Origin of the sequence: Tenacibaculum sp. AHE14PA (genome assembly GCF_019278465.1) — a bacterium.
Lineage (GTDB): Bacteria > Bacteroidota > Bacteroidia > Flavobacteriales > Flavobacteriaceae > Polaribacter > Polaribacter bernardetii.
Window position 1 is genome coordinate 1553973 of sequence record NZ_CP058983.1, and the last position, 26286, is coordinate 1580258.

Sequence of the window (26286 nt, forward strand, 5' to 3'; positions counted from 1 at the left end):
TTTTTTAATCTAATTTTAAATAGAAATTAAAACTTAACTTCGTATTTCTCTATAACTTTTATACTTTCTTTATAATATTCAGCAATCCAAATACCATTATTTTTGTATAAAACTCCGTTTTTATCCTTCAAAATAAAAACATCTTTCACATTTGTTTTTAATATTTGAAACATAACTTCTGGTTTTGTGTTTACCAATTGAAATCCGTTAGGGATTGATTGCGCATATAAACTTATTGCTTTTGTTTCATTAACACTATTCTCTACAGCTATTTTAAGCTCTATAACTTTAGGTTTAGTTTCATTTGTTCTTATAACAGATTCATCAACTTCTTCACCTTTAAAAGGAACATAGTTATACTCTATAGCTTCAATAGATTTAAAAGCATTTCTTATAGACTCATGATATGCCTTCTTGTAATCTTTCTGTTTACTTTTTCCCTTCGTAGATGTTAAAACAATATTATTAAAACAATCACGTAATTCAATAATCGTATTTACAGAAAACAAACCAGACTCATTCTTTACATCTCCTGTTAAGGCCAAACATCTATTTTTAAACAAATCTTTAGGTAATTTCTCATCCGATAAAATAGCCGTAAAACCATATTTATTGAATAAAAACTTGGTTAATGAACTTGTTTGATATTGATCCTCTTTTTTAACAAAATCAAATTTCTTAGGCACAATTACATACTTATAATTGTTAATGTTTTTTTGAGCAAAGATTGATGCTGATAGCATCAAAAAAATAAAAAGTAATTTATTCATGTTTATTATAAATTATATAAAAATTATTTTACAAATATTGTTTTAATTGCAATAATGATTTAATATTTACCACTCCTTTTTTAGGTGTAGTTTCATTTGTAAAATGAATCGCTAACATACCACAATTTAAAGCACCTAAAATATCTGCTTCATAACTATCTCCTATCATTATAGCTTCTTTTGCTATTGTTTCTGCTTTCATTAAGGCAAACTCAAATACTTTAGGGTTTGGTTTCTTAACACCCACACTTTCCGAAGTAATAACTTCTTTAAAATATGTATCTATTCCTGCTTTTTGCATCTTTAAATTTTGAACTTCTTCAAAACCATTCGTTATTATATGCAATTCATATTTTTGTTTTAAATACTCTAAAACCTCCACAGTTCCTTCAAATAAATGATTATAATTAGGTAAGTATTTAATATAATCTTCAGAAATGATACTAATTAAATCGTCTGATATTTTATAGTTTAAAGCATCAAAAGTTTCTTTTAACCTACCATATCTTAAAGTTGATTTAGATACTTTTTCATCTCTATATAGCTTCCAGTATTTTAAATTAATAGGTAAATAAATGTTTAAAAATTCATCTACCTTCAATTTTACACCCTGCTCTTCAATAATTTGTTTAAAGGTTAGTTTTGAATTTTTATCAAAATCCCAAAGTGTGTGATCTAAATCAAAAAAAATATGTTTTATATTCATACTAATATAGTGCCCAAAAAGGGTTTTAATTAATTTCTAACTATTTTAAGCATCGAACTATATACCCGCCTCCAACCTTTCCATCGTTGATAATTACCTAAACTTTCATTATGAAAAACGGTAATAAAAAGTCCGTTTACAGTTTTCACTTCGTTTTTAAGATCTCTAATTTTACCTAATGACTGTTTCGGTGTCAGCTTCAGGTAATCATTTAAAGTTGTATCAATTAAAGCAAACGGAAATACTTTTAAAGGTGTTTGAATTTCAAATTCTAAATCGTAAAAATAAAAAGGAGTACAGGTTCCTGCCCTAAAACCAGTATGACTTGCATATCCCATCGAATAATCTTCCTCTATCTCTAGATCGATTAAATTCTGATATGTTTCAGGCAAAGATAATCGTAAATAATGCTGTCGTGAACGGCGTATTGGCATATTTATAATGTTTTCTAACCGTTCTTTTTCTTTCTTTAACATATCACTATTATTCATAGTGTAATATGATGGGTGTAAACCTACCCGAGCATAATCTACCGTGTCTTTTATTAAGAGCTTAAACTTTCTTTTTGATGCTGATACATTGGTATCAAAAGTAGTATAATCACCTATTAGGAAGAAAAAAATAGTTCTTACTTCATATATTTTTTTTAACTCTATTATTGATTTAAAAGTATTGAAAGGATCTCTTTTTATATTAAACAAAACTGCTAACCTATCCCAAATTGTAAATATTTTTAAATGTGATGCATCTTTTAAAAACCCACCTACAGTTCTAACAAAACTTTTATACTTGTATGCAAAAGCATTGTCTACATCAACTGTAGAGATATATTGATATTTTCTTACAGAATGCTCATAATCGGGGAACTTAACTTTTAAAGTTTCTAAAAATTTATATGCCCAAATATCAACTACTGGCTTTTCTAAAAAACCATGTTTAAAAGCAATACTATTTTTTGCCGTAAATCGTCCATGTTCATCTTTTACTTGTGGTAAATACTCTTCATATCTAGATACCAAATAAAAGCTTGCAGCAAAAATATCAAAAGGTATTTCTGATTGTTCGTCTGTTGGAAAAAAGCAAGGAATATCATCCCATTTTTTAAAAATCACTTCAAAATCTTTCACTCCTTGCTGAAACAATAATTCGTTACTTTTTACAAAAAACTCTTTTCCTAAAGCTACGTTTGTATACGAAAACTTAGGTCCATTATACGCAACAAACTCTTCTACTTTACCTGTAAAATCGATAGGAATTTGCAGTATGCGTGTAAAAATATGCTTAAAAACATACCGAACACGAGGCGTAATTTTATGAGTATAAATAAGTATCATAGTATTAAAGATATGTGCAAACTACTATAGTATACCTTCGTCTGCAAAGCTAAAATACGTTTTTTCAGTAATTATTAAATGGTCTAAGAGTTTTATATCTAAAGTAGCTCCAGCTTCTTTAATTTTATTGGTAAGTTCAATATCTGATTTACTAGGGCTTAATTTTCCTGACGGATGATTATGAGATACAATAATACCTACTGCTGATAACTTTAATGCCTTTTGATATAACAATCGTACATCTACCAAAGTTGCCGTAAAACCTCCTTTACTTAATTGATGTTTTGCTAATATTTTATTTGAATTATTTAAATACAACACCCAAAACTCTTCATGTTCTAAATCTCCTAAAAACGGTTGTAATATGGTAGCGGCGTCTAATGAGCTTTTTATTTTTGAAACCGTATTACTTTCTTTAAACTGTCTTCTTTTCCCGAACTCTAAGGCTGTTATTATTGAAATTGCCTTTGCCTCCCCTATTCCTTTAAATTCCATTAATTCTTCAATAGATAATTTTGCTAAAGTGTTTAAATCATGATTTACGGAGGCTAATATTTTTTGAGATAACGCAACCGCACTTTCTTCTCTATTACCTGAACCTATTAAAATAGCAACTAACTCTGCATCCGATAAAACAGATTTACCTTTTAGCATTAATTTTTCACGAGGCCTATCATCTAAAGCCCAAGATTTAATTGATATCTTTTTCATCTATTACAGTATCAGAATTATAGATAAATATAATTCATTTTTTGCACAACCAAAAGAAGCACAGTATCTTTGCATTCTATCATTTTTCAAACTTACATATGAAAATTATAATAGCCGGAGCAGGAAGCGTAGGTTTTCACTTGGCTAAACTCCTTTCTTACGAATCTCAAGATACTTTTGTGATTGATTTTGACGGCGAAAAGCTGAATTATATCAATAATCATTTAGATGTAATTACCAAAAAAGGAGATGCAACTTCTATTAAGTTATTAAAAGAAATTGGTATTGGTTCTGCTGATTTATTATTGGCTGTTACCGAGAGTCAAAACACCAACTTCGCCATATCTGTAATAGGTAAAGCATTAGGTGTAAAAAAGACAATTGCAAGAATAAACAACCCCGAGTTTTTAAAAAATGATAGTATCAATTTTAAAGATTTTGGAGTAGATTTCATGATTTCTCCAGAAGCTTTAGCTGCTGAAGAAATAAAATTACTTTTAAATCAATCCTCTTTTAATGATACTGTTGCCTTTGAAAATGGTGTCTTTAATATTATGGGAACTGCCCTTGGTTATAAATCAAAAATATTAGATCTAACGGTTAGAGAAGCTAAAGAAAAATTTAGTTTAGTCGATTTTATTACCATTGCAATAAAGCGAGAAGGAATAGCACAAACTATTATTCCTCGTGGTGATACTACCTATAAAATGAACGATCAAGTTTATTTTTCAGTACCAAATTATAGTATATCTAAACTATATCCTATTATTGGAAAAGAACATGTTAACATTAAAAATGTTATGATTCTTGGCGGTAGTAGTATTGGTAGAAAAACAGCAAGAAGTCTTTGTAAAGATAATTTTAAAGTAAAATTAATAGAACGTAAAAGAGAAAAGGCATTAAGCCTTGCTGAAGATTTAATGGATACGTTAGTTGTTCATGGTGACGGTAGAAATATAGAACTTTTAGAAGGTGAAAATATTCGAGAAATGGATGCTTTTGTTGCCGTTACTGGTGATTCTGAAACCAATATTATGTCTTGTTTAGTTGCAAAATCTAAAGGTGTTAAAAAAACAGTCGCTTTAGTTGAAAATATGGATTATATAAACATATCGCAAACTATAGGTATAGATACGCTTATTAATAAAAAATTAATTGCTGCTAGTAGCATTTTTCGTCACATCCGTAAAGGAGATATATTAGCTTTAGCTAATTTACATAATATTGATGCCGAAGTTTTTGAGTTTGAAGTACCATCAAATGCTAAAGTAACAGAAAAGCCTATTAAAGATTTACGTTTTCCGAGAGAAGCAGTTTTTGGAGGTGTAATTAGAGATGGTAAACCTCATATGTCTTTTGGAGATTTTCAATTAAAAGGAGGAGATAAAGCTATCGTTTTTTGTTTACCAGAGGCAATATCAGTAGTAGAAGACTTATTTAAATAATGGAAAACCTTAATCGAAAATTAATTTATCGTTTTTTAGGTGTAACCGCTATTCTTAACGGTTTATTCATGTGGCTTTCATTACCTTTTAGCTTTTATTATGATGAAAATTGTAAATGGGGAATTTTAAATGCGGGTGTTATTACTATTGCGATTGGCTCAATTCTCTATTTTTTTAACAAGCCTGATAATAAAAAAATTCAAAAAAAAGAAGGGTATCTTATAGTTACCTTCGGATGGCTTACGCTGTCTATTACAGGTATGCTACCTTATTTATTATCTGGTAGTATTCCTAGTATTACAAATGCTTTCTTTGAAACAATATCTGGTTATTCAACAACAGGTTCATCTATCTTAACAGATATAGAATCTATGCCTAAAGGAATTCTTTTTTGGCGTAGTGCAACACATTGGATTGGTGGTATGGGTATTATTGTGCTTACCATTGCAATATTGCCTTTATTAGGTATTGGAGGAATGCAATTATTTATGGCGGAAGCTCCAGGACCGTCGGCAGATAAATTACACCCACGTATTACAGACACTGCTAAACGATTATGGCAAATTTATGTACTACTTACTATTGTTGAACTCTTACTTTTAAAAGTAGCAGGTATGAATTGGTTTGATGCCATTAACCATGCTATGGCAACGGTTAGTACTGGTGGATTCTCAACTAAAAACGCAAGTGTTGCTCATTGGAATGGTTCTCCTTTAATTCAATATATTATTATATTTTTCATGTTTGTAGCAGGTACTAATTTTGTACTAACTTATTTTGCTTTAAAAGGAAAATTCAGGAAAGTAATTCAGAGTGAAGAATTTAAATATTATTTATTTGGTACATTAACCATATCTGCAATTATTGCGGTTATGATTATTTTTTATCAAGATCCGGCTTTACAAACTTCTATCGATCACCCAATGGTTTTCGGAAAGGTAGAAAGTGCTGTTAGACATGCGTTATTTTCTGTAATTTCAGTTGTAACTACAACCGGATTTGTAACTGCCGATTTTACAATGTGGAGCTTTTTTGTAACAGCAATGTTCTTCTCTTTATTCTTCTTGGGAGGATCAGCAGGGTCTACTTCTGGTGGTGTAAAAATTGTTCGCCATATTGTAATGCTTAAAAACAGCTTTTTAGAATTTAAAAAATCATTACATCCTAATGCTATTATCCCCGTTCGTTATGATGGTAAAGCCGTAAAACAAACCATTGTATTTAACATACTTTCGTTCTTTGTTGTATACATGCTTATTTTTATATCAGGTACAGTAGTATTAACTTTTTTTGGTTTAGATTTTTATTCAGCCTTAGGTGCATGTGCATCGTCTTTGGGTAATATCGGACCTGCAATAGGAACTGTAAGCCCCGTTGATAATTTTAATCATTTATCTATCGGAGCAAAATGGTTCTGCTCTTTCCTAATGTTAATTGGTCGTTTAGAGCTTTTTACTGTATTAATATTATTAACCCCATTCTTCTGGCGTAAAAGTTAATTACGCTTATTAGTTTTTTTCTTTGTAAAATGTTTTCTTTAAATAAAACGTTTTTCCTATACCTTTTATATTATTCTTTATGCCTATAATTTATACGCTTAAGGAATTTTTTACTATTTCTATTACCTCTATTCCTAAATTTGAGTACAGAAGACACGTACACAACATATTCTTTTTTACTTTAATAGTAAAGAGATTAACATCAATGTCTTTAGAGAAAAAAAATATTAATAAACTAAATTTTACAGATTATGAAACTAAAAATTAAATTTCTAGGGCTATTGTTTATTTACTTACTTTCAACTACAACAAGTAAAGCGCAAGAAGCAATGCTAGGTGAAGTTAAAATATTTGCTGGGAACTTTGCTCCTAGAGGATGGGCTTTTTGTGATGGACAATTATTATCTATCTCTCAAAACCAGGCATTGTTTTCGTTGTTAGGAACTACTTATGGTGGAGATGGAAGATCAACTTTTGCTTTACCAGATTTACGTGGTAGAGTTCCTTTTGGACCTAGAAGCGGACCAGGGTTATCTACTTATAGATGGGGGCAAAGGGGAGGTGCTGAAACCAGAACACTAACTGTAGCACAAATGCCATCTCACAACCACTTAACAACTAACACTACTAATGGCAATCAGCACATTTTATTGAGCACTGAAAATGCTGTAAACGAAACACCTCAAGCTGGAGATGTACCTGCTGCTGCAGAATATGGTAATGGTTTAAGTGCTACAAAAGTGAAATCTTTTGGCCCTCCTAGTGCGGGAAATATTGTAAACGGACAACCCATTAGTGGTAATGCTGGTTTAACTATTTTAAATAACGGTGGGAACCAAGCCTTTGATAACAGACAACCATATATAGCAGTAAATTATATAATAGCTTTACAAGGAATATTTCCTTCTAGAAATTAAATTACTTTACCATATTAACTAAGACTCTAATGGAATTTCATTAGAGTCTTAATTAGTACCTCCTATTAAATAGGTTGAAAATCTTCATGTTAAGAAATATTTTCTAACTATATTTAAAATACTTAACCAAATACATAATAAAAAATGAAACAATATTACTTAAAACTTTTATTAATTCCACTTTTTACTTTATCAATGCAATTATATGCACAGACTCCAAGCACAATGGAATTTGGTACCTCAACTACAGTTATAGTTAATGCACTAAATCCAAGTGCTGATCAAAGTACAAATCCTTTATTAAACGGATTTGATGTATCTATGACTTCTTCAAATTCAAGAATTATTGCTTTTGCTTTATCAGGAAATGGAGCAGGAACAAATTCTACAGCTGGAGGAGCTGAGGCTTCTTTGTTTTTTGGAGGTGATTCTTCAGGAACAACAAATTCATCCACTTTATCTACCGATTCAGGTGGAGAAATAGGCATTACAAGTTTTGATTTTGCATACGAATATAATTCTGGAGCTTCAACTTTATCATTTACCGCATCAGGAAAAAAAAATGGGATAGAAGTAGGTACAAAGCTTATTAATGTAGGACACAATACTCTAATTAATGTTGATTTAACAAACCCAACAACAGGATCTTTCTTAGATATTGATGAATTAGTATTAACACCTTCTTCTCCTTTTATTGGAGGATGGTCATTAGATACTATTATTATAACAGCCGCAGTATCAAACACTGCTCCATTAATCGCTGGTACATCAGCAGGTCAAGTAGTAAATGATAATGCTACAATATTACCTTTTTCTGCTATAACAACAACTGATGCCGATGGAGATAATCTTTCAGCAACTATTACTTTAGATGATAATGCAAAAGGTGTGTTATCTGGTACAGGATTAACTGGTACTGGTCCTTACGCTATTGCAAGTACTACTCCTGCAGATTTACAAGCTAAATTAAGAGTTTTATCTTATGATCCAACAGATAACAGAACAAGTACCTCAGAAACTACAACATTCACAGTAGTTATAAATGACGGCACTGATACTGATACTGATACTGCAACTACTGTAATTTCAAGTGCAGTAAGCCCTATAGTTAGTAGTGTAGCTGTACCTGCTAATGGTACTTATGCACTTGGACAAAATTTAGATTTCACTGTTAACTTTAATGAAAATATAACCGCTGTTACTACAGGTGGTACTCCTCAGATAGCAATTACTATTGGCGCTACTGTAAATCAAGCAGCGTATATAAGTGGTAGCGGGTCTAGTACTTTATTATTTAGATATACCGTGCAAAGTGGTGATTTAGATACAGATGGTATTGCTATTGGTACTTTAGCTACCAATGGTGGTACTTTAGCTGATTCAGGAAACGCTAATGCTAACACTACCTTAAATAGTGTTGGGGCAACTACAAATGTTTTAGTTAGCACGTGTACAGCTCCAACTATCCCATCAGTAACTTATGCTCCTGGTATAATTTGTGATGGAAATTCTGCTTTAATTTCAATATCAGGTACATTAAATGATGCTATACAATGGCATGTGTATACAGGTTCTTGTGGTGGTACACTTGTTGCCACAACTACTTCTAGTTCAGCTATAGTAACACCACCTGTCGGAACAACAACCTATTATATTAGAGGAGAGGGAGGTTGTGTTACTCCTAGTACATGTGGAACAGTAACCATTACAACGACAACAAGAGAAGATGCTTCATTTAGTTATAACGCTTCTGCATATTGTGCTGATGAGGCAGACCCAACACCTACTATTACAGGTGTATCAGGAGGTACGTTTTCATCAGCTGCTGGCTTAAGTATTAATTCTAATACAGGAACAATTGATCTTTCGGCAAGCACCCCTAACACCTATATGGTACGCTATGAAACTCCTGGTTTATGCTCAGCAACAAAAACAACAAGTATTACCGTTAATGCTATAGATGATGCAAGTTTTAGTTATGGAGCAGGAAACTATACTACTAACGATTCAGATCCAACACCAACAATAACAGGCTTAGGTGGCGGTACTTTTAGTTCTACTGCTGGTTTAAGTATAAATGCTGCAACTGGTACTATTGATGTTTCAGCTTCTACAGCCAATACGTATACAATAACATATACAACTACTGGGTCTTGTCCTAATAGCTCTAACGTTTCTGTAACAATTACCTCAAGTAATGTTACTTGGACAGGAAGTACAAGCAACGATTGGGCTACGGCATTAAACTGGAATACGAATACAGTACCATCTACAAATGCAGATATTATTATTCCTAGTGGTTTAAATAATTACCCTACAGCCAATGTTGCGGTAACATTTAATTCATTAACTATTAATTCAGGAGCTACTTTTAAGCCAAACAGTACTGTTACAGGGCCTGTTACTTATAAAAGAAACTTACCTAATACTAACTGGTATTTAGTTGCGGCACCGGTTAATGGTGAAACGCAACAAGACGTTATTGCAAGCCATACTTTTGCGAACGGAACAGGAAGTAATATTGGTCTTGGAGGATACTTAAATAATACCGGACCAAGTTGGATATATTCTACTGCTGCTTCTACAGGAGCTATTCCTTCAGGAGTTGGAATCTCTATGAAATTAACTGTACCTGGTGATGTATCTATCACAGGTAGTATAAACACATCTAATGTTAGCTTTCCTGTTAATCAAGGAACTAGAGATAACTTTAACTTATTAGGTAATCCTTATACTTCATATATAAATTCAGCTGCCTTTACTACCACAAATACAACTGTTCTTACAGAGGAAACAATTTGGTTATGGGATGGAACGCAATATGTAACATATAATGCTGTTAGTCCTATAGAAATTGCACCTGCGCAAGGGTTCTTTGTTGAGGCCAGTACTAATAATACTGTTTTATATAGCACAAGTAATAGAAGTCATCAAAATACTGATACTTTTATGAGACAAACTCCAAAAACTTCTTTTGAGCTATTTGTAGAAAATGATGCAAGTAAAAAATCAACTAAAGTATTTTACGTAGCTAACAAGACTACTGGTTTTGATAACGGCTATGATTCTAAAATATTTAGTGGTGTAAAAGAAGATTTTACTATATATACTGAGTTGTTAGAAAACAATAAAGGTAAAAAACTAGCTATTCAAACCTTACCAAATACTAATTTAGAAACAATGGTAATACCTATTGGGTTAACTACTGAAGCTGGAAAGGAATTAACATTTTCTGTTAGCTCTAAAAACCTTCCTGAAGGAATGGATGTATATTTAGAAGATAGAATTGCAAATACTTTTACAAATCTTTCTCAGGGTAATTATAAAATAACTGTAAAGAACACTAGTAAATCAACTGGGCAGTTTTATATTCATACTACTTCTAAAAAATTAGAGAATATACCTACTACACAAGAGTTACAAAATGTAAGTATTTATAGATCTACTAACAATACCTTAACTGTTGCTGGTTTACAAACTGATAATGCATCGTTAAACATTTACTCTATTTTGGGTAAAAAAATAATTAGCACACAATTTAAATCTACAGGAGTTCATATAATTAAATTACCAGAAACATCTAAGGGAGTTTACATTGTAGAATTAAAATCAGATTTAGGTAAAATTAGTAAGAAAATTATTTTAGAATAATATACAGCATCATGAAAAAACAAATTAAAAATAATAGTGAAGACATCTCTAGAAAAGAGGCTCTAAAAAAAATAGGTGGTTATGGTAAGTATGCAGCTTTAACCGCTTTAGGAACTTATCTTATTTTAAGTCCACAAAAAGCACAAGCACAAAGCCCTGGAGCTCCAGGAGAAGGCTTTTAATATCTTTTTATTTTTTTAACAATAAAACCCTGATTGTATCGGGGTTTTATTATTTTTACTACCTATGATTTTACAGCGAACACTAGAAAACAAAACTATCTTATGGCTTCAAAAAAGCAACCAATACTTAATAGTAAAACCTATTGTTGCTGAGATTATTTCTCTTTTAAACAATCAAGTTACTAAAGAAGAAATCATAACTGCTTTATCTGATAAAAACAGCACCACAAACCATAAACTATCTGTTATTATAGATGATATTTCTAAATTATTAACCACACCGTCAAAGGAAAAACCTAATAATTATTTAGTTAAAAAACCTCAACTATTTCAACACCAATCTTATTATAAAATTAATGATGTTATTATTCACGTTCACTATTCTACCGAATATGAACGATTTTTAGTACATCCAAAATTTGCACACTTAGAAACTAGTAAACCTGAAGGTAAAATAGATTCATTTCATGTGTATAGTAACGACCAGCATATTTCTTTCTCTATAAATAATGAAGTTATAGAAACTTGGCTATTAAAAGATGTTCACTTTTTTCAGGGAAAATTTTCCATGAAAATAGTAGAACACATGCATCAAAAAATAGAAGATGAATGGCTTGGTGTTTTTCATGCATCTGCTATTAGTAATGGTATATCTTCAATGCTTTTTTTAGGCGATTCTGGCAACGGAAAAAGTACTTCTTTAGCGTTGTTACAAGCAAACGGTTTTACTTGCTTAGCAGATGACTTTGTTCCTGTTGCTGCTAAAAATAAACATATATATAGTTTTCCTTCTGCAATTTCTATTAAAAAAAATAGTTTACAAACACTATTACCAATATATCCTGAGCTAGAAAATTCTGCTGAATATCATTTTAAAAGATTGAATAAAATTGTTCGCTACATTGTACCTAACAACAATGATTACAAGCAAAACTTACCTTGTAAAGCATTGGTTTTTATTAAATATAAAAAAGATAGCGATATAGCTATTTCTAAAATTTCTAACCTAAATGCTTTAGAGCAATTAGTACCCGATTCATGGCTTTCACCTAAAATAGAAAATGCAAGTATTTTTTTAGATTGGTTTCTAAAAATTCCTTGCTACCAACTTACTTATTCTGATAATACAAAAATGATAAATACAGTCACTAAAATTTTTAATGATGACTTATAAAGAAACATTATTATTCGTTGGTAAATGCCTTACAATTACACATGAAAAACACAATCGTGAATTAGTTGAGCAATTATTAAAAACAGGAAATGTAAATTGGGACAATGTGGTAAAATTAAGCACATCTCATTATATTTTCCCTGCTTTGTACTGTAATTTAAAACGGACTGATTTTTTACATTACTTACCTAATGATTTGGTTGCTTACATGCAGCATATAACAGCTTTAAACCGCACTAGAAATTCTGAAATTATAGCTGAAGCCAAAGAAATAAATGAGTTACTTCTTAAAAATAATATCACACCTATATTTTTAAAAGGGACAGGGAACTTACTTGATAACCTTTACGAAGATATTGCAGAGCGCATGGTTGGGGATATTGATTTTTTGGTTGATAAAAAGGAGTTTAAAAGAACTGTAAACATCTTAAAAAAAAGCGGGTATTCTCAAAAAAACGAAAAAAATATTGATAACACAATTCTTAATCGTCATTACCCTAAAATGACAAAAAAAAAGAAAACTGCAGCTATTGAAATACACTATAAAATGGTTACAAACAATGATTGGTTTAATTATAACTATATATATACCAGCATTAAAAAACTACCAAATACAACTACAGTCCTTTCTTTTAAAAATCAACTACTTTTAACGAGCTTTAACAAACAAGTTAACGACAAAGGACAGTGGACAAAAAATATTTCATTTAGGAATTCTTATGATTTATACTTACTCTCTAAGTTAACAAAAGTTAACAAAATACTTTCTATTACAAAAAAACCAGAAATAAGTTTCTTTACAAACTTCGTAGCCAGCACTTATCATTTTTTTAACCAGCCAAATTCTTTAGAATATGTTAAAACAAATCAGTCTGAAAACTATGTAAAAAAACAACTATATTTTATAGAACATCCAAAAAAAAGTGCTTTTAATCAAAAAAAGTGGGAGTTATATTTTCTATATCATCATCGTTTTTCTGTTATTTTAAAAGCTATATATTTAAAAGAATACAGAACATATTTACTCAAAAGATTATTTAATTAACCAACCTCTTAACTTCATCAAAATCCAATCCTCCATAATTACCAGAACTCATTAGTAATAAAGCAGTATTTTCTAAATTCTGATTAAATAAGTACTCTTTAAACTCAGCAGGATTCGTATATATAATTAAATCATCTCGTTTAAAAGCATCTGCAATTTGTTGCTCTGTAACTTCTTCTAATTGTTTAATTTTTACTGCGTGCGGTGAATAAAACACTACTGCTTTGTCTGCTTTATCTAAAGCACCTTTATACTCTGCTAAAAACTCAGCATTTAAACTAGAGTATGTATGCAATTCTAAACACGCTAAAACTGTTCTTTCTGAATATTGTTTCTTTACAGCTATTGTTGTTGCGGCTACTTTACTTGGGCTATGTGCAAAATCTTTAAAAATTACTGATGTTTTATTTTCTGCAATTTTTTCTAATCGTTTACTTGCTCCTTTAAAACTAGCAATCGCTTCATAAAAATCATCCTCATCAACACCCATATGTTGACAAATCCACTTTGCTCCTGCTAAGTTTTGTAAATTATGATCTCCAAAAATTTCTAAAGGCAAATCTCCATCCGGAGTATCTAAATACGTAATTCCGTTATCAATAAAATAAGTAGGTGTTTTGTATGGATATTTTTTTATCGGATGGTTCGAATTCTCTACAACCTCTTTTAAAATAGTATCCTCTTCATTATATACCATTATTCCGCCATTGGTAAGCGAATCTGTAAAGATCTTAAACTGCTCTACATAGTTATCAAACGTCGGAAATACATTAATATGATCCCAAGCAATTCCTGTTAACAACGCAATATTTGGCTTGTATAAATGAAATTTCGGACGCATATCTATAGGAGAACTTAAATACTCATCTCCTTCTAAAACAATAAACTCATTTTCTTCAGTTAAATGCACCATGGTATCGAAGCCTTCTAACTGTGCTCCTACCATGTAATCAACTTCTCTTTCATGATAATTCAACACATGTAAAATCATTGAAGTAATGGTAGTTTTTCCGTGAGAACCACCAATTACTACACGTGTTATATCTTTAGATTGCTCGTATAAAAATTCTGGATATGAATATATTTTAACTCCTAACTCTTGGGCTTTCAACAACTCAACATTATCTTTCTTGGCATGCATTCCTAAAATTATAGCATCTAAATCGGTATTGATTTTTTCTGGAAACCAACCAAATTTTTCTGGTAATAATCCACATTTTGCTAAACGAGATTTAGAAGGATCGTGAATTGTATCGTCGCTTCCTGTAATTTGGTATCCTTTTTGGTGTAAAGCAATTGCTAAATTGTGCATTGCACTTCCACCGATGGCTATAAAATGAATTTTCATGTTTTAGGTATCTCTAGTATAAAGCAAAAATACAAAACCAAGTTATAATTTAAGTATCTTTAAATCGAAACTCATTGAAAAGTTATGTTCACGCATTCAAATACTAATTTCACAAAGTTTTGGTTGTTATATTTAAGATAATTTAAGTGTTTTGATCTTATAAACGAATTCCGCTATGAAAAAATTGACATCTATTTTACTACTAATTTTATTTTCATCTGTTATACATGCCCAAGAAAATTATAAAAACCTTTGGGATGAAGTTCAGAAATTTGAAAAAGACAACCTACCAAAATCTGCCTTAAAAATTGTAAATATTATTTACGCTAAAGCGGAAGTCGCTAAGAATTCGCCACAAATTATTAAAGCATTATTTTATAAAAGTAAGTTTTCGTTAACTTTAGAAGAAGATGCACAATTAAAAATCATCAATCAATTTAAAGAACATATTGATAAAAGTAGTTTCCCTACAAAAAACGTTTTAGAAAATGTTTTAGCTAATTTGTATTGGCAATATTTTAATCAAAATAGGTGGAAGTTTTATCAACGCACCAAAACATCCGAAAAAATTGATGAAAACGATTTTAGAACTTGGGATTTAGATACTTTATTCGCAGAAATTCACAATTTTTATCAGAAATCATTAGCAAACGGATTGTTATTACAACAAACGGATATTTCTGAATTTAGTGAAATTTTACATATAGCTAAAGACTCTAAAGAATATCGACCTACATTATTCGATTTCTTAGCTCACAATGCACTAAAATTTTATAAAACTTCTGAAACAAACATTACAAAACCTGCGTATCAATTTAAAATTGATAATCCTAAATTGATAAGTGATATAGTCAGTTTTTCTACTATCAACTTAACTTCAAAAGATACTGTTTCACTTCAATTAAATGCGTTGAAAATTTATCAAGAACTCATAAGTTTTCATTTAAAAAACAACAATTTAAAAGCTTTAGCTACGGTAGATTTAGAACGCTTAAATTTTGTGAATCAACATGCTACTTTTAATGATAAGCAAGAACTGTTTTTAAAAACATTAAAATCAACTGAAAACAACTATAAAAAACAAGAAATAGCTGGATTGTATAGTTACAAAATTGCTGAAATTTACAAACAACAAGCAAGCAATTACAAAGCAACCAAAAATGAAACTTTTCGTTTTAAAAACAAAGAAGCACTTACCTTTTGTAATCGTGTAATTACGCAGTTTCCTAAAAGTATTGGCGCTAAAAAATGTGAAGCTTTAAAGCAGCAAATAAAAACAAAAGCGCTTTCAATTTTATCAGAAAAATTCAGCCCAATAAATACTGCTTCTCGTTTATTAATAACCTACAATAATATTGATAAATTATATTTTTCAGCTTATAAAATAAGTAGAACTCAAATTGAAAAACTAAATAATATTTATAAGGAAGAGGAACGCATAAATTTTATAAAAAAGCTAACAATAGCAACATCTTGGAATACTAAGTTAAGAAACGAAGCTGATTATTTATCGCACTCAACCGAAGTTATCGTTCCTAAACTTGCACAAGGGAATTATTTAATTGTTGCCCATGAAAACGAAACTTTAAATACAACTGACTTGTTTGCTACTGCCAATATTCAGGTAAGTAATTTGGCTTTAATTGAAAGCACAGATAATAATATAAAAACGTACCAAGTAGTTGATAGAAATACTGGTAAACCGATTAAAAATGCTTCTGTTCACTTAAAAAACTACAAATCAGACTACAGAAATAGTGTTACTATTGATAAAAAAATAATTACAGATAAAGATGGATTTACTTCTTTTACAACTCCTTACAAGCACTTAAACGTAACTATTACTGTTAAGTACAAAGATGATTCGGCTGTTTTTGGGAATCGTAACTTTTATAAATATTACGACAAAAACACTATTAGCGAAAATGAAGAAATACAAATAACTCCATTTATTTTTACCGACAGAAGTATTTACAGACCTGGACAAACCGTGTATTTTAAAGCTATTTTCATTCAGAAGGAAGGAAAAAAACAGACACCTTTTACCAATGAATATATTGAAATCAATTTAAATGATGTAAACGGACAACAAGTAAAAAAACTTGAATTAAAATTAAATGAATTTGGCTCAACATCTGGCGAAATAGTATTACCTAATAACGGTTTAACTGGTGAATACTCTTTTGAAATTGACGGAAGTGACAAAACCGATGAAAGTAAATATGAAAATTATTATCTTAATAGTAGATACCATTCAATCTCAGTTGAAGAATACAAGCGACCAAAATTTGAAACCGATTTTAAACCAGTTATCGAAACTTTTAAACTAAATAATAGTGTTACCGTAAACGGATTTGCAAAAGCTTTTTCTGGAGCAAATATTACTGATGCTAAAGTAGTGTATCGTGTTCATAGAAAAGTACAATATCCTAATTGGTGGTATTGGCGCAGACCAAATTCATCGTCTGAAGCACAAGAAATTACACACGGAGAAAGTACCACCGATGCAGCAGGTAATTTTTCTATCAAATTTAAAGCACTTCCAGACGAGAATGTTTCTAAAATAGATTTACCAATTTTTAATTATGAAATTACGGCTGATGTTACCGATATTAATGGAGAAACCCGAAGTGCTACCACAATCGTAAAAGTAGGTTATCATGCATTAACGGCTTCTTTACATATCAATCCGATTATTGATAAAGAAGATAAACAGCATACAATAAAAGTTAACACCGAAAACTTAAACAACGAGTTTGCTGCTGCTAACGGAACTGTAAAAATTTACAAGTTACAAGCTCCTAAAAATCCGTTACGAAAAAGACCTTGGAATACTCCCGATTATCAAGATATTCCAGAAGATGAGTTTAGAAAATTATTTCCGCATGATGCTTATACTAAAGAAGAACAAAATGAAACTTCTTGGAAGAAAGGGAAATTGGTTTTTGAAAAAGAGTTTGATACTAAAAAATCGAAAGAGCTTATTTTTAAAAACATCAAAAGTTGGACTTCAGGTAAATATATTGCCGTTTTAACTACGCAAGATAAATTTAAACAGCAAGTAACCGACAAAGTTAATTTTACTGTTACTAGTGCTCGTGAGAAAAAAATTGCTGATAATAATTTATTTTTTATTAGCACTGATAAAACTAATTATTCGGTAAACGATATGGTTTGTTTAGAACTTGCTTCTGCGTCAAAAGATATTACAGTAATTGTTCAGGTTGAAAAAAATCACAAAATTGTAAACACTCAATTAGTCCATTTAAATAATAACGTAAAATCAATTGAAATCCCTGTAAATAAAGAAGATATTGGCGGCTTTGCAATTAAATACTACTTTGTAAACTATAATTCTTTTGGCAGCGGAGTTATTACTATTTCGGTTCCTAAAAAAGAAGAACTTATTACTATTGAAACCACTACTTTTAGAGATAAACTAAAACCAGGTACTTCTGAAAAATGGAGTTTCACCATTAAAAATGATCAAAAAAATAAAGTAACTGCCGAAGTTTTAGCAAGTATGTATGATGCTTCTTTAGATGAGTTTAAACCTCATAATTGGCAATTTAACCCAATAACAACCTCCAATTATTATTCATACGGAAATACTGCAAACGCTCGCCAAAGTTTTGGTAATAATAGTTTTAGAATTTATAACCGTAGTTATTCGAATAACCGTTATCAACCTCAACAATATGATAAATTTAACTGGTTTGGGTTTAGTTTAAATAATCATAGTTGGACAAATGAAAGATACCTGAAAAAATTAAACCAAAGAGATAAAATTAAAACTTCGGGAAAATACTCAGGAACAATAAAAGGTATTATCTCTGATGAGTCTGGTCCTTTACCTGGCGTAACTATTATAATAAAAGGAAGTACAGAAGGTACTGAAACAGATTTTGATGGCAATTTTACAATCAAAGCTAAAAAAGAAGATGTTTTAGTTTTCAGTTTTGTTGGTATGCAAACTATTGAAAAAGTTATTGGTGATTTTTCATCTATAAATATATGGATGATTAATGATAGTGTTCTAGATGAAGTTGTTGTTATGGGGTATGGAACGAGTACAAAAAAAGCATTTACAGGAACAGCTCGTATGGCTCTTTCTGGAAAAGTATCTGGAGTCAATATTGAAAGTAATGAAGCTGATGAATCAGAAGTAAGCTCATCTGAAAACATTCAAAAAAACCAAGAAAACCAAGAAAAAATAGCCTTAAAAGGAATTCAAGTTCGTAAAAACTTACAAGAAACAGCTTTCTTTTATCCGCATTTAACAACCGATAAAAACGGAAATATTACGTTTAGTTTTACAACTCCCGAAGCGTTAACCAAATGGAAATTACAATTATTAGCACATACTAAAAAAGCGCAATCGGCTACAAAAACATTAACAACGGTTACTCAAAAAGAGTTAATGGTTATACCAAATGCTCCACGATTTTTAAGAGAAGGTGACAAAATAACGTTGAGTGCTAAAATTTCGAATCTGTCAAATAAAAACCTGCAAGGGATATCTCAATTAATTTTAACGGATGCGATTACAGGTAAAGAGATTAATCTGTTAGAAAACGCAACAAAAAATCAATCTTTTAAAGTTGATACAAACGGAAATACAAATGTTTCTTGGAATTTGGCTATTCCAAATACTGTACAAGGCGTTCAATATAAAATTATAGCCAAAGCCGGTGATTTTTCTGACGGAGAGCAAAATGTTTTACCAGTTTTATCTAACCGAATGTTGATTACTGAAACACTGCCAATGTGGGCGCGTTCTAATCAAACAAAAACATTTACGTTAGATAAACTAAAAAACAATACCTCTACAAGCTTAAAACACCACAAACTAACGTTAGAAGTAACATCTAATCCGACTTGGTATGCTGTGCAAGCATTGCCATATTTAATGGAATATCCGTACGAATGTAGCGAACAAACTTTTGCACGTTATTATGCAAATACATTAGCGAATCATATTGCTAATTCAAACCCAAGAATTCAGGAAGTTTTTAAACAATGGAAGTCTTCGGATGCTTTAGTAAGTAACTTAGAAAAAAATCAGGAATTAAAATCGCTGATTATTCAAGAAACCCCTTGGTTACGAGATGCGCATTCTGAAACCGAACAAAAAAAGCGTATTGCCTTGTTATTTGATTTAAATAAAATGAAAAACGAGCAGCAAAAAAGCATCCATAAACTAAAAAAAATGCAATTGAATACTGGAGGTTTCCCTTGGTTTAAAGGAAGTGATTATGCCAATACATATATAACGCAACACGTTGTTAGTGGATTTGGTCATTTAAAAAAATTAGGTGTACATAATTTTGATACTTCAACAACCGATATGCTTCAAAAAGCAATTCGTTTTTTAGATGAAGAAATAGAAGAAGAATATACTTATTTATTAAAGCAAGCCAATAAGATAAAAGAAACAAAAGGCGTTATTAAATATGAAGAATATCTAAGTAAAAATCATTTAAGTTATTTTACAATTCAGTATTTATACATGCGTAGTTTTTATCCTGAAATTGCTTTATCAGACACCACTAAAAGCGCAATCAAATATTATAAAAATCAAACTGCTACTTATTGGAATGCCTATAATTTATATGCAAAAGGTCAGATTGCTCTAATTCAATTTAGAAATAACCATAAAACTATAGCATCTAAAATTATCGAATCTTTAAAAGAAAATAGTATTACTTCTGATGAATTAGGTATGTATTGGAAAAGTAATGTTGCAGGATATTATAATTATGAAGCTCCTATTGAAACACAAGCTTTATTAATTGAAGCTTTTTCTGAAATTGAAAATGACACCAAAACAATTGATAACCTAAAAATATGGTTATTAAAAAACAAGCAAACCAATCGTTGGCAAACAACCAAAGCAACTACAGAAGCGGTATATGCTTTATTATTAAATGGAAGTGATTGGCTTTCAATAACCGATATGGTTGCTATTAAAATAGGAAATCAAAAAATTGACCCTGCGAAGCTAAAAAACGTAAAAATTGAAGCTGGAACAGGTTATTTTAAAACCTCATGGAATGGAAATGATATAAAACCAACTATGGCAGAAGTAAGGATTTCTAAAAAAGGAAAAGGAATTGCTTGGGGAGGATTGTATTGGCAATATTTTGAAGATTTAGATAAAATTACAAGTGCTGAAACTCCGCTAAAATTATTTAAAAAACTATTTAAAAAAGTAAATACAGACACAGGTAAAGAACTTATTGAGATTACTGATACAACTGATTTAAAAGTTGGGGATTTAATTACAGTAAGAATTGAGCTTCGCTCCGACAGAGACATGGAGTTTATCCATATGAAAGATATGAGAGCTTCTGGTGTAGAACCAATAAATGTGATTTCGCAATACAAATGGCAAGACGGCTTAGGGTATTATGAAGCAACAAAAGATGCTGCAACAAATTTCTTTTTTGATCGTTTACCTAAAGGGGTTTATATTTTCGAATATGATGTACGAGTAAATAACTCAGGGAATTTTAGTAACGGAATTACAACAATACAAAGTATGTATGCGCCTGAATTTAGTAGTTATTCAAAAGGAAAACGATTAGTTATTAAGTAACTTTGCTTCCAATTTATAATAAACTACTTTTAACAATAATTAAAACTTAAAATTATGAAAAAAACATTTTTTATTATCGCCATATTATTTATAGGCGTTTTTTCTGCAAATGCTCAAGACATTTCTAAAAATGCTATTGGTGTTCGTTTTGGAGGAAATAATGGTTTTGGAGGTGAAATTTCATACCAAAGAGCTTTAGGGAGCAATAATAGATTAGAAATTGATTTAGGCCTAAGAAAAGGAGATGCTTTTAAAGCTACAGGGTTATACCAATGGGTATGGGCTTTAGAAGACCAATTTAATTGGTATGCTGGTTTTGGAGGTGGAATTGCTTCTGCAAACAGTAATAGTGCTATTTTCGGAGCTGGGGTTGTTGGTGTTGAATATAACTTTGATATTCCTTTAATGATCTCTTTAGATTTTAGACCAGAAGTAGGTTTTAGCGATTTTTACGACGGTTTTCAATCTGATTTCGGATTAGGTCTTCGTTACCAATTTTAATCAACTTACAACATAAAAAAAACCTCCATAATTGGAGGTTTTTCTATTTATAATACTATTTCTTAGGCGGATAATTCATTAACATTTTTTCAATTATCTTTTTATAATGTATCAGCCTTTCCTCTGGCGTTGTTCGTTCTTTTATTGCTCCGTTTGATATTCCTTGCCACAATAATTCATCGTTTTCACTCTTTACAAAATCAATAATTAACCTTTGATTTATTTTTTTGCTTCCAATAGGTATTCCTCCAGAAATCCCAAAACCTACATTTCGTCCACCTCCCATACCAATACCAATGGTACTTCTATCAATTTTCTTACTTTCTTTTGATAAGATGTTTATGTACATATCTGGATCTTCAGATAATTTCATTCCTTTTTGTTGTAATCCGCTGGTTAATTCGTTCGTAATTCTCTTAACATCTAATTCATTTAAGCCTTCACCTGCATCTTCAAAAAAATTAAATGTTTTATATGCTTTAAAATCAGTTTTACTATCATAATCATATACTACATTGGTAGAAGAACATCCAACGATAAAGATTAAAAAAAGATATTTTAATGGTCTCATAATATTATAATTTCTATAATCCGGTTTTTATAAAAATACAAAAAACCTCGAATATTCGAGGTTTTTATTAGGTAAGTTAGTTGATTTTTTTATTGAACAGCTTTTAGCGCATCAATATTCCCATATCCGTATTCTGAGTGTTTATTTGGATAAAAATCTGCTGCTTCTTTCATTTTTTGTAATACTTGTTCACGAGACCAAGATGGATTTTTAGACCATACTAAAGATGCAATTCCTGCTGTTGTTGCTGTCGCAACAGATGAACCACCGATGTAATTAGACTGTCCGTCATAATAACTTAATACCGGAATTTTATTATCTGTACCGTTAGTTCTTTGCATTTGAATAGTAAAATCGATTTTAGAACCTGTATGACAAACATCACACTTATCATACTCACCTTCTTTAACTCCGGTAACAGCAACTGTTTCTGACATACTTGCCGGAAAAATAACACCATACCAAGTTGTAAATGAAGTTGAAGTACCACCTGCTGCTAAAATCATTTTCCCTTTACTATGTGCATATTTAATTGCATCAGAGACATTACCGATATTAAAAGGAGATCCTATAGACATTGAAATTACTTTTACATCACTTCTATTAGCTAAAGCTGTTAATGCTTCTACAACTCCTCTTTTTTCATGATAATCATTAATAATAACATTCTCTACAGCTCTATATGTTACTAAATTAGAGTTGTATGCTACACCTACTGGTAAATTATCATTATTTCTTGGTGCTGTTGCTACAGCTGCCATTTTAGTTCCATGCCCACATTTATCGTTAACACCATCGTAACTATTAGACCATGCCCACCAAGAATCTACAAATGTTCCATACTTCTGAACAGTTCTTCCTGAAGAATCTCCATCATTAAAATATTGATTCATCCATTTTTGTTGAAGCGACAAACCTGAATCGATAATAGCAACCGTTACTCCTGCACCTGTACTATAGTTCCATGCAGCAGGAATATTATGTGCATCAAAAGACCAAGGCACTCTTGCTCCTGGCGATACTGTACGGTAATCATTTGTACTTAATGTAGTACTTCCATATCCACAACCTGAACCGCCTTCTGATCGAGCTTGATTATCTGAATCTAAGAAATTATATCCTCCAGGCTCTATATAACGCACCCTACTATCTTTTAATAATGTTGCTATCGTTTCTTTATTTGTAACTCTTATGTCAATAACATTAATAATCTCATCAACATGTAATTCACTAGCTCCTTTTGCAGATGTTTTTTCTAGGCTATGAACAAGTTGAATTAAATCATTTTTAATATTACTTGTCTCAGTAGTTCTTGCAAATTGATTTTTAGAGTTTCCATAACCAATGGTTAAAATATTCTCTCCATGTTTTACAGCACTCCAAATTGTATGAGCACTTTGTGTTGTCCAATTAAAATCACCGGTAGTTTGCAGTGAGGTATTAATAATTGAATTAATTTCTTTTTTTGAAAGCAATTCATTTTGCTCTTCTTGCATCTCTAATGTTTCGTTACTAGAACAAGAAAACATTGCTAAAACAATAGCCAAACTTAATATTCTTTTTTTCATCTTACTTTGAAGGGTTTAGATTAAATCGTTGCGAATATAGTAAAATTTTAATAATATTTTAACACAAATCACAATACCAAGACATAAAATAAAGATTTCAATAATTTTTAAATTTTTCGTAAAACAAGAAAAGAGCCTTTAAAAAAAGGCTCTTTTCTTGTTTTACTTGGTTGAAAATTACTTTTCAAGGACTACTCTTGTAGGGGTGTCTTTACCATTTATAATACTTTCTGTTCCTTTTGCTACTGCCTGTATCGTTTGTGTAATTACCGTCATATTTAAAGTTTCTGCTTCATCTGAAACTTTATGATAATCTTTATCCACATCAATTGGCGTAGTAGAGAACGTATGTGAAGGCACTCCTAAACGAGCTAAAGAAGCATTATCTGATCTAAAAAATAAATTGAATTTCTTATATGGATCTGGAAATAATTGGTATCCTGTACCCAGTAAGTTTTTCTGAATAATTTTACCAAAATCAGAGCGTTCAAAACCTGTTAACCAAGCTGTGTTTGGTCCAAAACTTGGCGTTTTCCCTATCATTTCTAAATTAATTCCTGCAACAAATTTACTCGCATCAATCCCTTTACCAAAATGTGTAGAACCTATTAACCCCATTTCTTCTGCTGTAAAAGCTACAAAAATGATTGTTCTTTCGTTTTGTTCTTTATTTTTAAAATACCTTGCCAAGGCTAAAACGCCCGTTACACCAGATGCATCGTCATTTGCTCCGTTAAAAATTAAATCTCCTTCTCCTGTTTTTTTTGTACCTAAATGATCGTAATGTGCAGAAACTACCACATATTCGTCTTTTTTACTCTTTCCTTCTAAAACGCCAATTACATTGAACATTTTAATCCCCTTATATTCAAAGTTCTGACGAAAAGTTGGTAGTGAATTGTATTTTTTCAATCCGATTTTTTCGAATTCATTTTCAATATATTTTGCAGCTTTTTCAATACCTTCTGTACCAGGTTTTCTACCTGCCATTTCATCAGAAGCCAATGTATATAAATGATTTTTAACAAGAGATGAATCAATATTAATTACACTTTTTTCAGTTTTTGATGAAACTACTGATTTGGCAGCTATTGATTTTTTACTATCATTTTGTACTGTTTTACATGATAACATAGATAATGTTACCACTGTAGACATATATATTATTTTTCTCATCTGATTATTTAATTCTATTTGTTATTTAATTTGAAAGGCTAAATATAGCCAATTTAATTTTTTAGTATTTTTACCTCTATAGCAAATAATTTATAGGCACAATCTTTGATAAATAAAGTTGTTATAACTACATCTATGAAACAACTTTATTTTCTTTTTTTCTTAACGTTTTCATCATTATCTGCTCAAGATTTTTCTTCTGTTGATACCAAAGTAAAAACGTATCCTAAAATAATTACCGCAGATAAATTAGCGAATAAAATTACTGCTGATTTTAATTCTGATCAAGAAAAAGTGAGGGCTGTATTTTCGTGGCTAGCATTTAATATTAGGTATGATTTAGAAGAGTTTTATAATCCTAGTCAAAAAAAAATTGGCTTTAGATATAGAACGGAAAATGAAAAACAAGCCAAAATTAAAGCTATAAAAGAAACTATTATAAACAAAACACTTTCAAGTAGGAGTGCTGTTTGTGAAGGTTATGCACAAACATTTAGCAAAATTTGTTCTCTTTTAAATATTGAAAATGAAGTAATAAAAGGCCATGTAAGAAATTCCTCTAGCGATATCGGCAAAATAAACAATCGTACAAATCACGCTTGGAATGCTGTAAAGCTAAATAACAAATGGATGTATATTGATGCTACTTGGGCAGCAGGATCGGTGACTTACGGAAAATGGCAACGCAACTTTAATAATTATTACTACAACATACCGAAAGAAAAATATTTCTTCACTCACTTTCCTGAAGATGTACTATGGCAATTACGTGTAAAACGAATGAGCTTAAAAGAGTATTTTAATCAACCGATATATACTTCTTACTTTCTTAAAAACGACTATGAAGTAGTTACACCAACATCTGGCATTGTATACCGAAAACCTAATAAAACTGTTAGTTTTACGCTTAAAAATGTAAAATCCAATCAATCTATTTATTGCGGATTTAGAAATTCTAAATATGCTAAAAAACCTAAAGTTACCTTTAATAAAAACACAGCAACTATTAGTATTATACCTCCCGCTAACAGTAAAGAGATTTATTTAATTATTGATAAAGAAGTCGTGCTAGAGTACCTGTTAAAATAAA

Annotated in this window: 19 protein-coding genes; 11 read left to right on the forward strand and 8 right to left on the reverse strand. The window is 30.6% G+C overall.

The annotated features are described in order from the left end of the window. Window positions 1-26: 26 nt before the first annotated feature. The 4 genes from H0I30_RS07235 to radC are packed head-to-tail and all read right to left on the reverse strand — an operon-like array spanning window position 27 to window position 3521. Window positions 27-770, reverse strand: coding sequence for a hypothetical protein (locus H0I30_RS07235; RefSeq protein ID WP_218771204.1), 744 nt, complete (start codon window positions 768-770; stop codon window positions 27-29). A gap of 28 nt (window positions 771-798) precedes the next feature. Then, window positions 799-1476, reverse strand: coding sequence for a YjjG family noncanonical pyrimidine nucleotidase (locus H0I30_RS07240; RefSeq protein ID WP_218771205.1), 678 nt, complete (start codon window positions 1474-1476; stop codon window positions 799-801). A 29-nt stretch (window positions 1477-1505) separates the two neighbouring features. Further along, window positions 1506-2810 carry a polysaccharide deacetylase family protein gene (locus H0I30_RS07245; RefSeq protein ID WP_218771206.1) on the reverse strand — a complete coding sequence of 435 codons (1305 nt, stop codon included), beginning with the start codon at window positions 2808-2810 and terminating at the stop codon, window positions 1506-1508. Between the two features lie 24 nt (window positions 2811-2834). After that, window positions 2835-3521, reverse strand: a complete 687-nt coding sequence (gene radC, locus H0I30_RS07250; RefSeq protein WP_218771207.1) for a DNA repair protein RadC — start codon at window positions 3519-3521, stop codon at window positions 2835-2837. 98 nt (window positions 3522-3619) lie between these two features. On the opposite strand from radC, the gene trkA reads away from it, so the two are divergent. The 8 genes from trkA (at window position 3620) to H0I30_RS07290 (ending at window position 13434) form a co-directional block, all read left to right on the forward strand. Further along, entirely contained in the window at window positions 3620-4966 is a 1347-nt protein-coding gene (gene trkA, locus H0I30_RS07255; protein WP_218771208.1) for a Trk system potassium transporter TrkA, read from the forward strand. After that, complete coding sequence (locus H0I30_RS07260) at window positions 4966-6465, forward strand: TrkH family potassium uptake protein (RefSeq protein ID WP_218771209.1); 1500 nt, start codon at window positions 4966-4968, stop codon at window positions 6463-6465. Before trkA ends, H0I30_RS07260 begins: the two co-directional genes overlap by 1 nt. Window positions 6466-6544: 79 nt before the next feature. Continuing rightward, window positions 6545-6733: a hypothetical protein gene (locus tag H0I30_RS07265; protein ID WP_218771210.1), complete on the forward strand. Its 189-nt coding sequence runs from the start codon at window positions 6545-6547 to the stop codon at window positions 6731-6733. 61 nt (window positions 6734-6794) lie between these two features. Further along, window positions 6795-7382, forward strand: coding sequence for a phage tail protein (locus H0I30_RS07270; protein WP_218773493.1), 588 nt, complete (start codon window positions 6795-6797; stop codon window positions 7380-7382). Between the two features lie 144 nt (window positions 7383-7526). Next, window positions 7527-11033 (forward strand): T9SS type A sorting domain-containing protein, encoded by a 3507-nt coding sequence (locus H0I30_RS07275; protein WP_218771211.1) that lies wholly within the window; start codon window positions 7527-7529, stop codon window positions 11031-11033. A gap of 11 nt (window positions 11034-11044) precedes the next feature. Then, complete coding sequence (locus tag H0I30_RS07280) at window positions 11045-11215, forward strand: hypothetical protein (protein ID WP_218771212.1); 171 nt, start codon at window positions 11045-11047, stop codon at window positions 11213-11215. A gap of 64 nt (window positions 11216-11279) precedes the next feature. After that, the gene (locus tag H0I30_RS07285; RefSeq protein ID WP_218771213.1) at window positions 11280-12389 is read left to right on the forward strand and encodes a hypothetical protein; all 1110 of its coding nucleotides are present in this window, start codon (window positions 11280-11282) and stop codon (window positions 12387-12389) included. Continuing rightward, on the forward strand, window positions 12379-13434 hold the full coding sequence (locus H0I30_RS07290) for a nucleotidyltransferase family protein (RefSeq protein ID WP_218771214.1): 1056 nt from the start codon (window positions 12379-12381) through the stop codon (window positions 13432-13434). Before H0I30_RS07285 ends, H0I30_RS07290 begins: the two co-directional genes overlap by 11 nt. Here H0I30_RS07290 and murC read toward each other — a convergent pair. Further along, window positions 13427-14782, reverse strand: a complete 1356-nt coding sequence (gene murC, locus H0I30_RS07295; RefSeq protein ID WP_218771215.1) for a UDP-N-acetylmuramate--L-alanine ligase — start codon at window positions 14780-14782, stop codon at window positions 13427-13429. The genes H0I30_RS07290 and murC overlap by 8 nt on opposite strands. Before the next feature lie 175 nt (window positions 14783-14957). Between murC and H0I30_RS07300 the strand changes: the two genes are divergently transcribed. Next, window positions 14958-21380 carry an alpha-2-macroglobulin gene (locus H0I30_RS07300; protein WP_218771216.1) on the forward strand — a complete coding sequence of 2141 codons (6423 nt, stop codon included), beginning with the start codon at window positions 14958-14960 and terminating at the stop codon, window positions 21378-21380. Between the two features lie 54 nt (window positions 21381-21434). Beyond that, window positions 21435-21881, forward strand: coding sequence for a hypothetical protein (locus H0I30_RS07305; RefSeq protein WP_218771217.1), 447 nt, complete (start codon window positions 21435-21437; stop codon window positions 21879-21881). 55 nt (window positions 21882-21936) lie between these two features. On the opposite strand, the gene H0I30_RS07310 is transcribed toward H0I30_RS07305, so the two are convergent. The 3 genes from H0I30_RS07310 to H0I30_RS07320 all read right to left on the reverse strand — a co-directional run bounded on the left by H0I30_RS07310 (window position 21937) and on the right by H0I30_RS07320 (window position 25178). Continuing rightward, a complete protein-coding gene (locus tag H0I30_RS07310) occupies window positions 21937-22452 on the reverse strand; it encodes a DUF4136 domain-containing protein (protein WP_218771218.1) in 516 nt (171 codons plus the stop codon). Between the two features lie 89 nt (window positions 22453-22541). Then, window positions 22542-24020 carry a S8/S53 family peptidase gene (locus H0I30_RS07315; protein WP_218771219.1) on the reverse strand — a complete coding sequence of 493 codons (1479 nt, stop codon included), beginning with the start codon at window positions 24018-24020 and terminating at the stop codon, window positions 22542-22544. A 177-nt stretch (window positions 24021-24197) separates the two neighbouring features. Continuing rightward, window positions 24198-25178, reverse strand: coding sequence for a M20/M25/M40 family metallo-hydrolase (locus H0I30_RS07320; protein WP_255555796.1), 981 nt, complete (start codon window positions 25176-25178; stop codon window positions 24198-24200). 153 nt (window positions 25179-25331) lie between these two features. Between H0I30_RS07320 and H0I30_RS07325 the strand changes: the two genes are divergently transcribed. Continuing rightward, the gene (locus H0I30_RS07325; protein WP_218771221.1) at window positions 25332-26285 is read left to right on the forward strand and encodes a transglutaminase domain-containing protein; all 954 of its coding nucleotides are present in this window, start codon (window positions 25332-25334) and stop codon (window positions 26283-26285) included. Window position 26286: the final 1 nt, after the last annotated feature.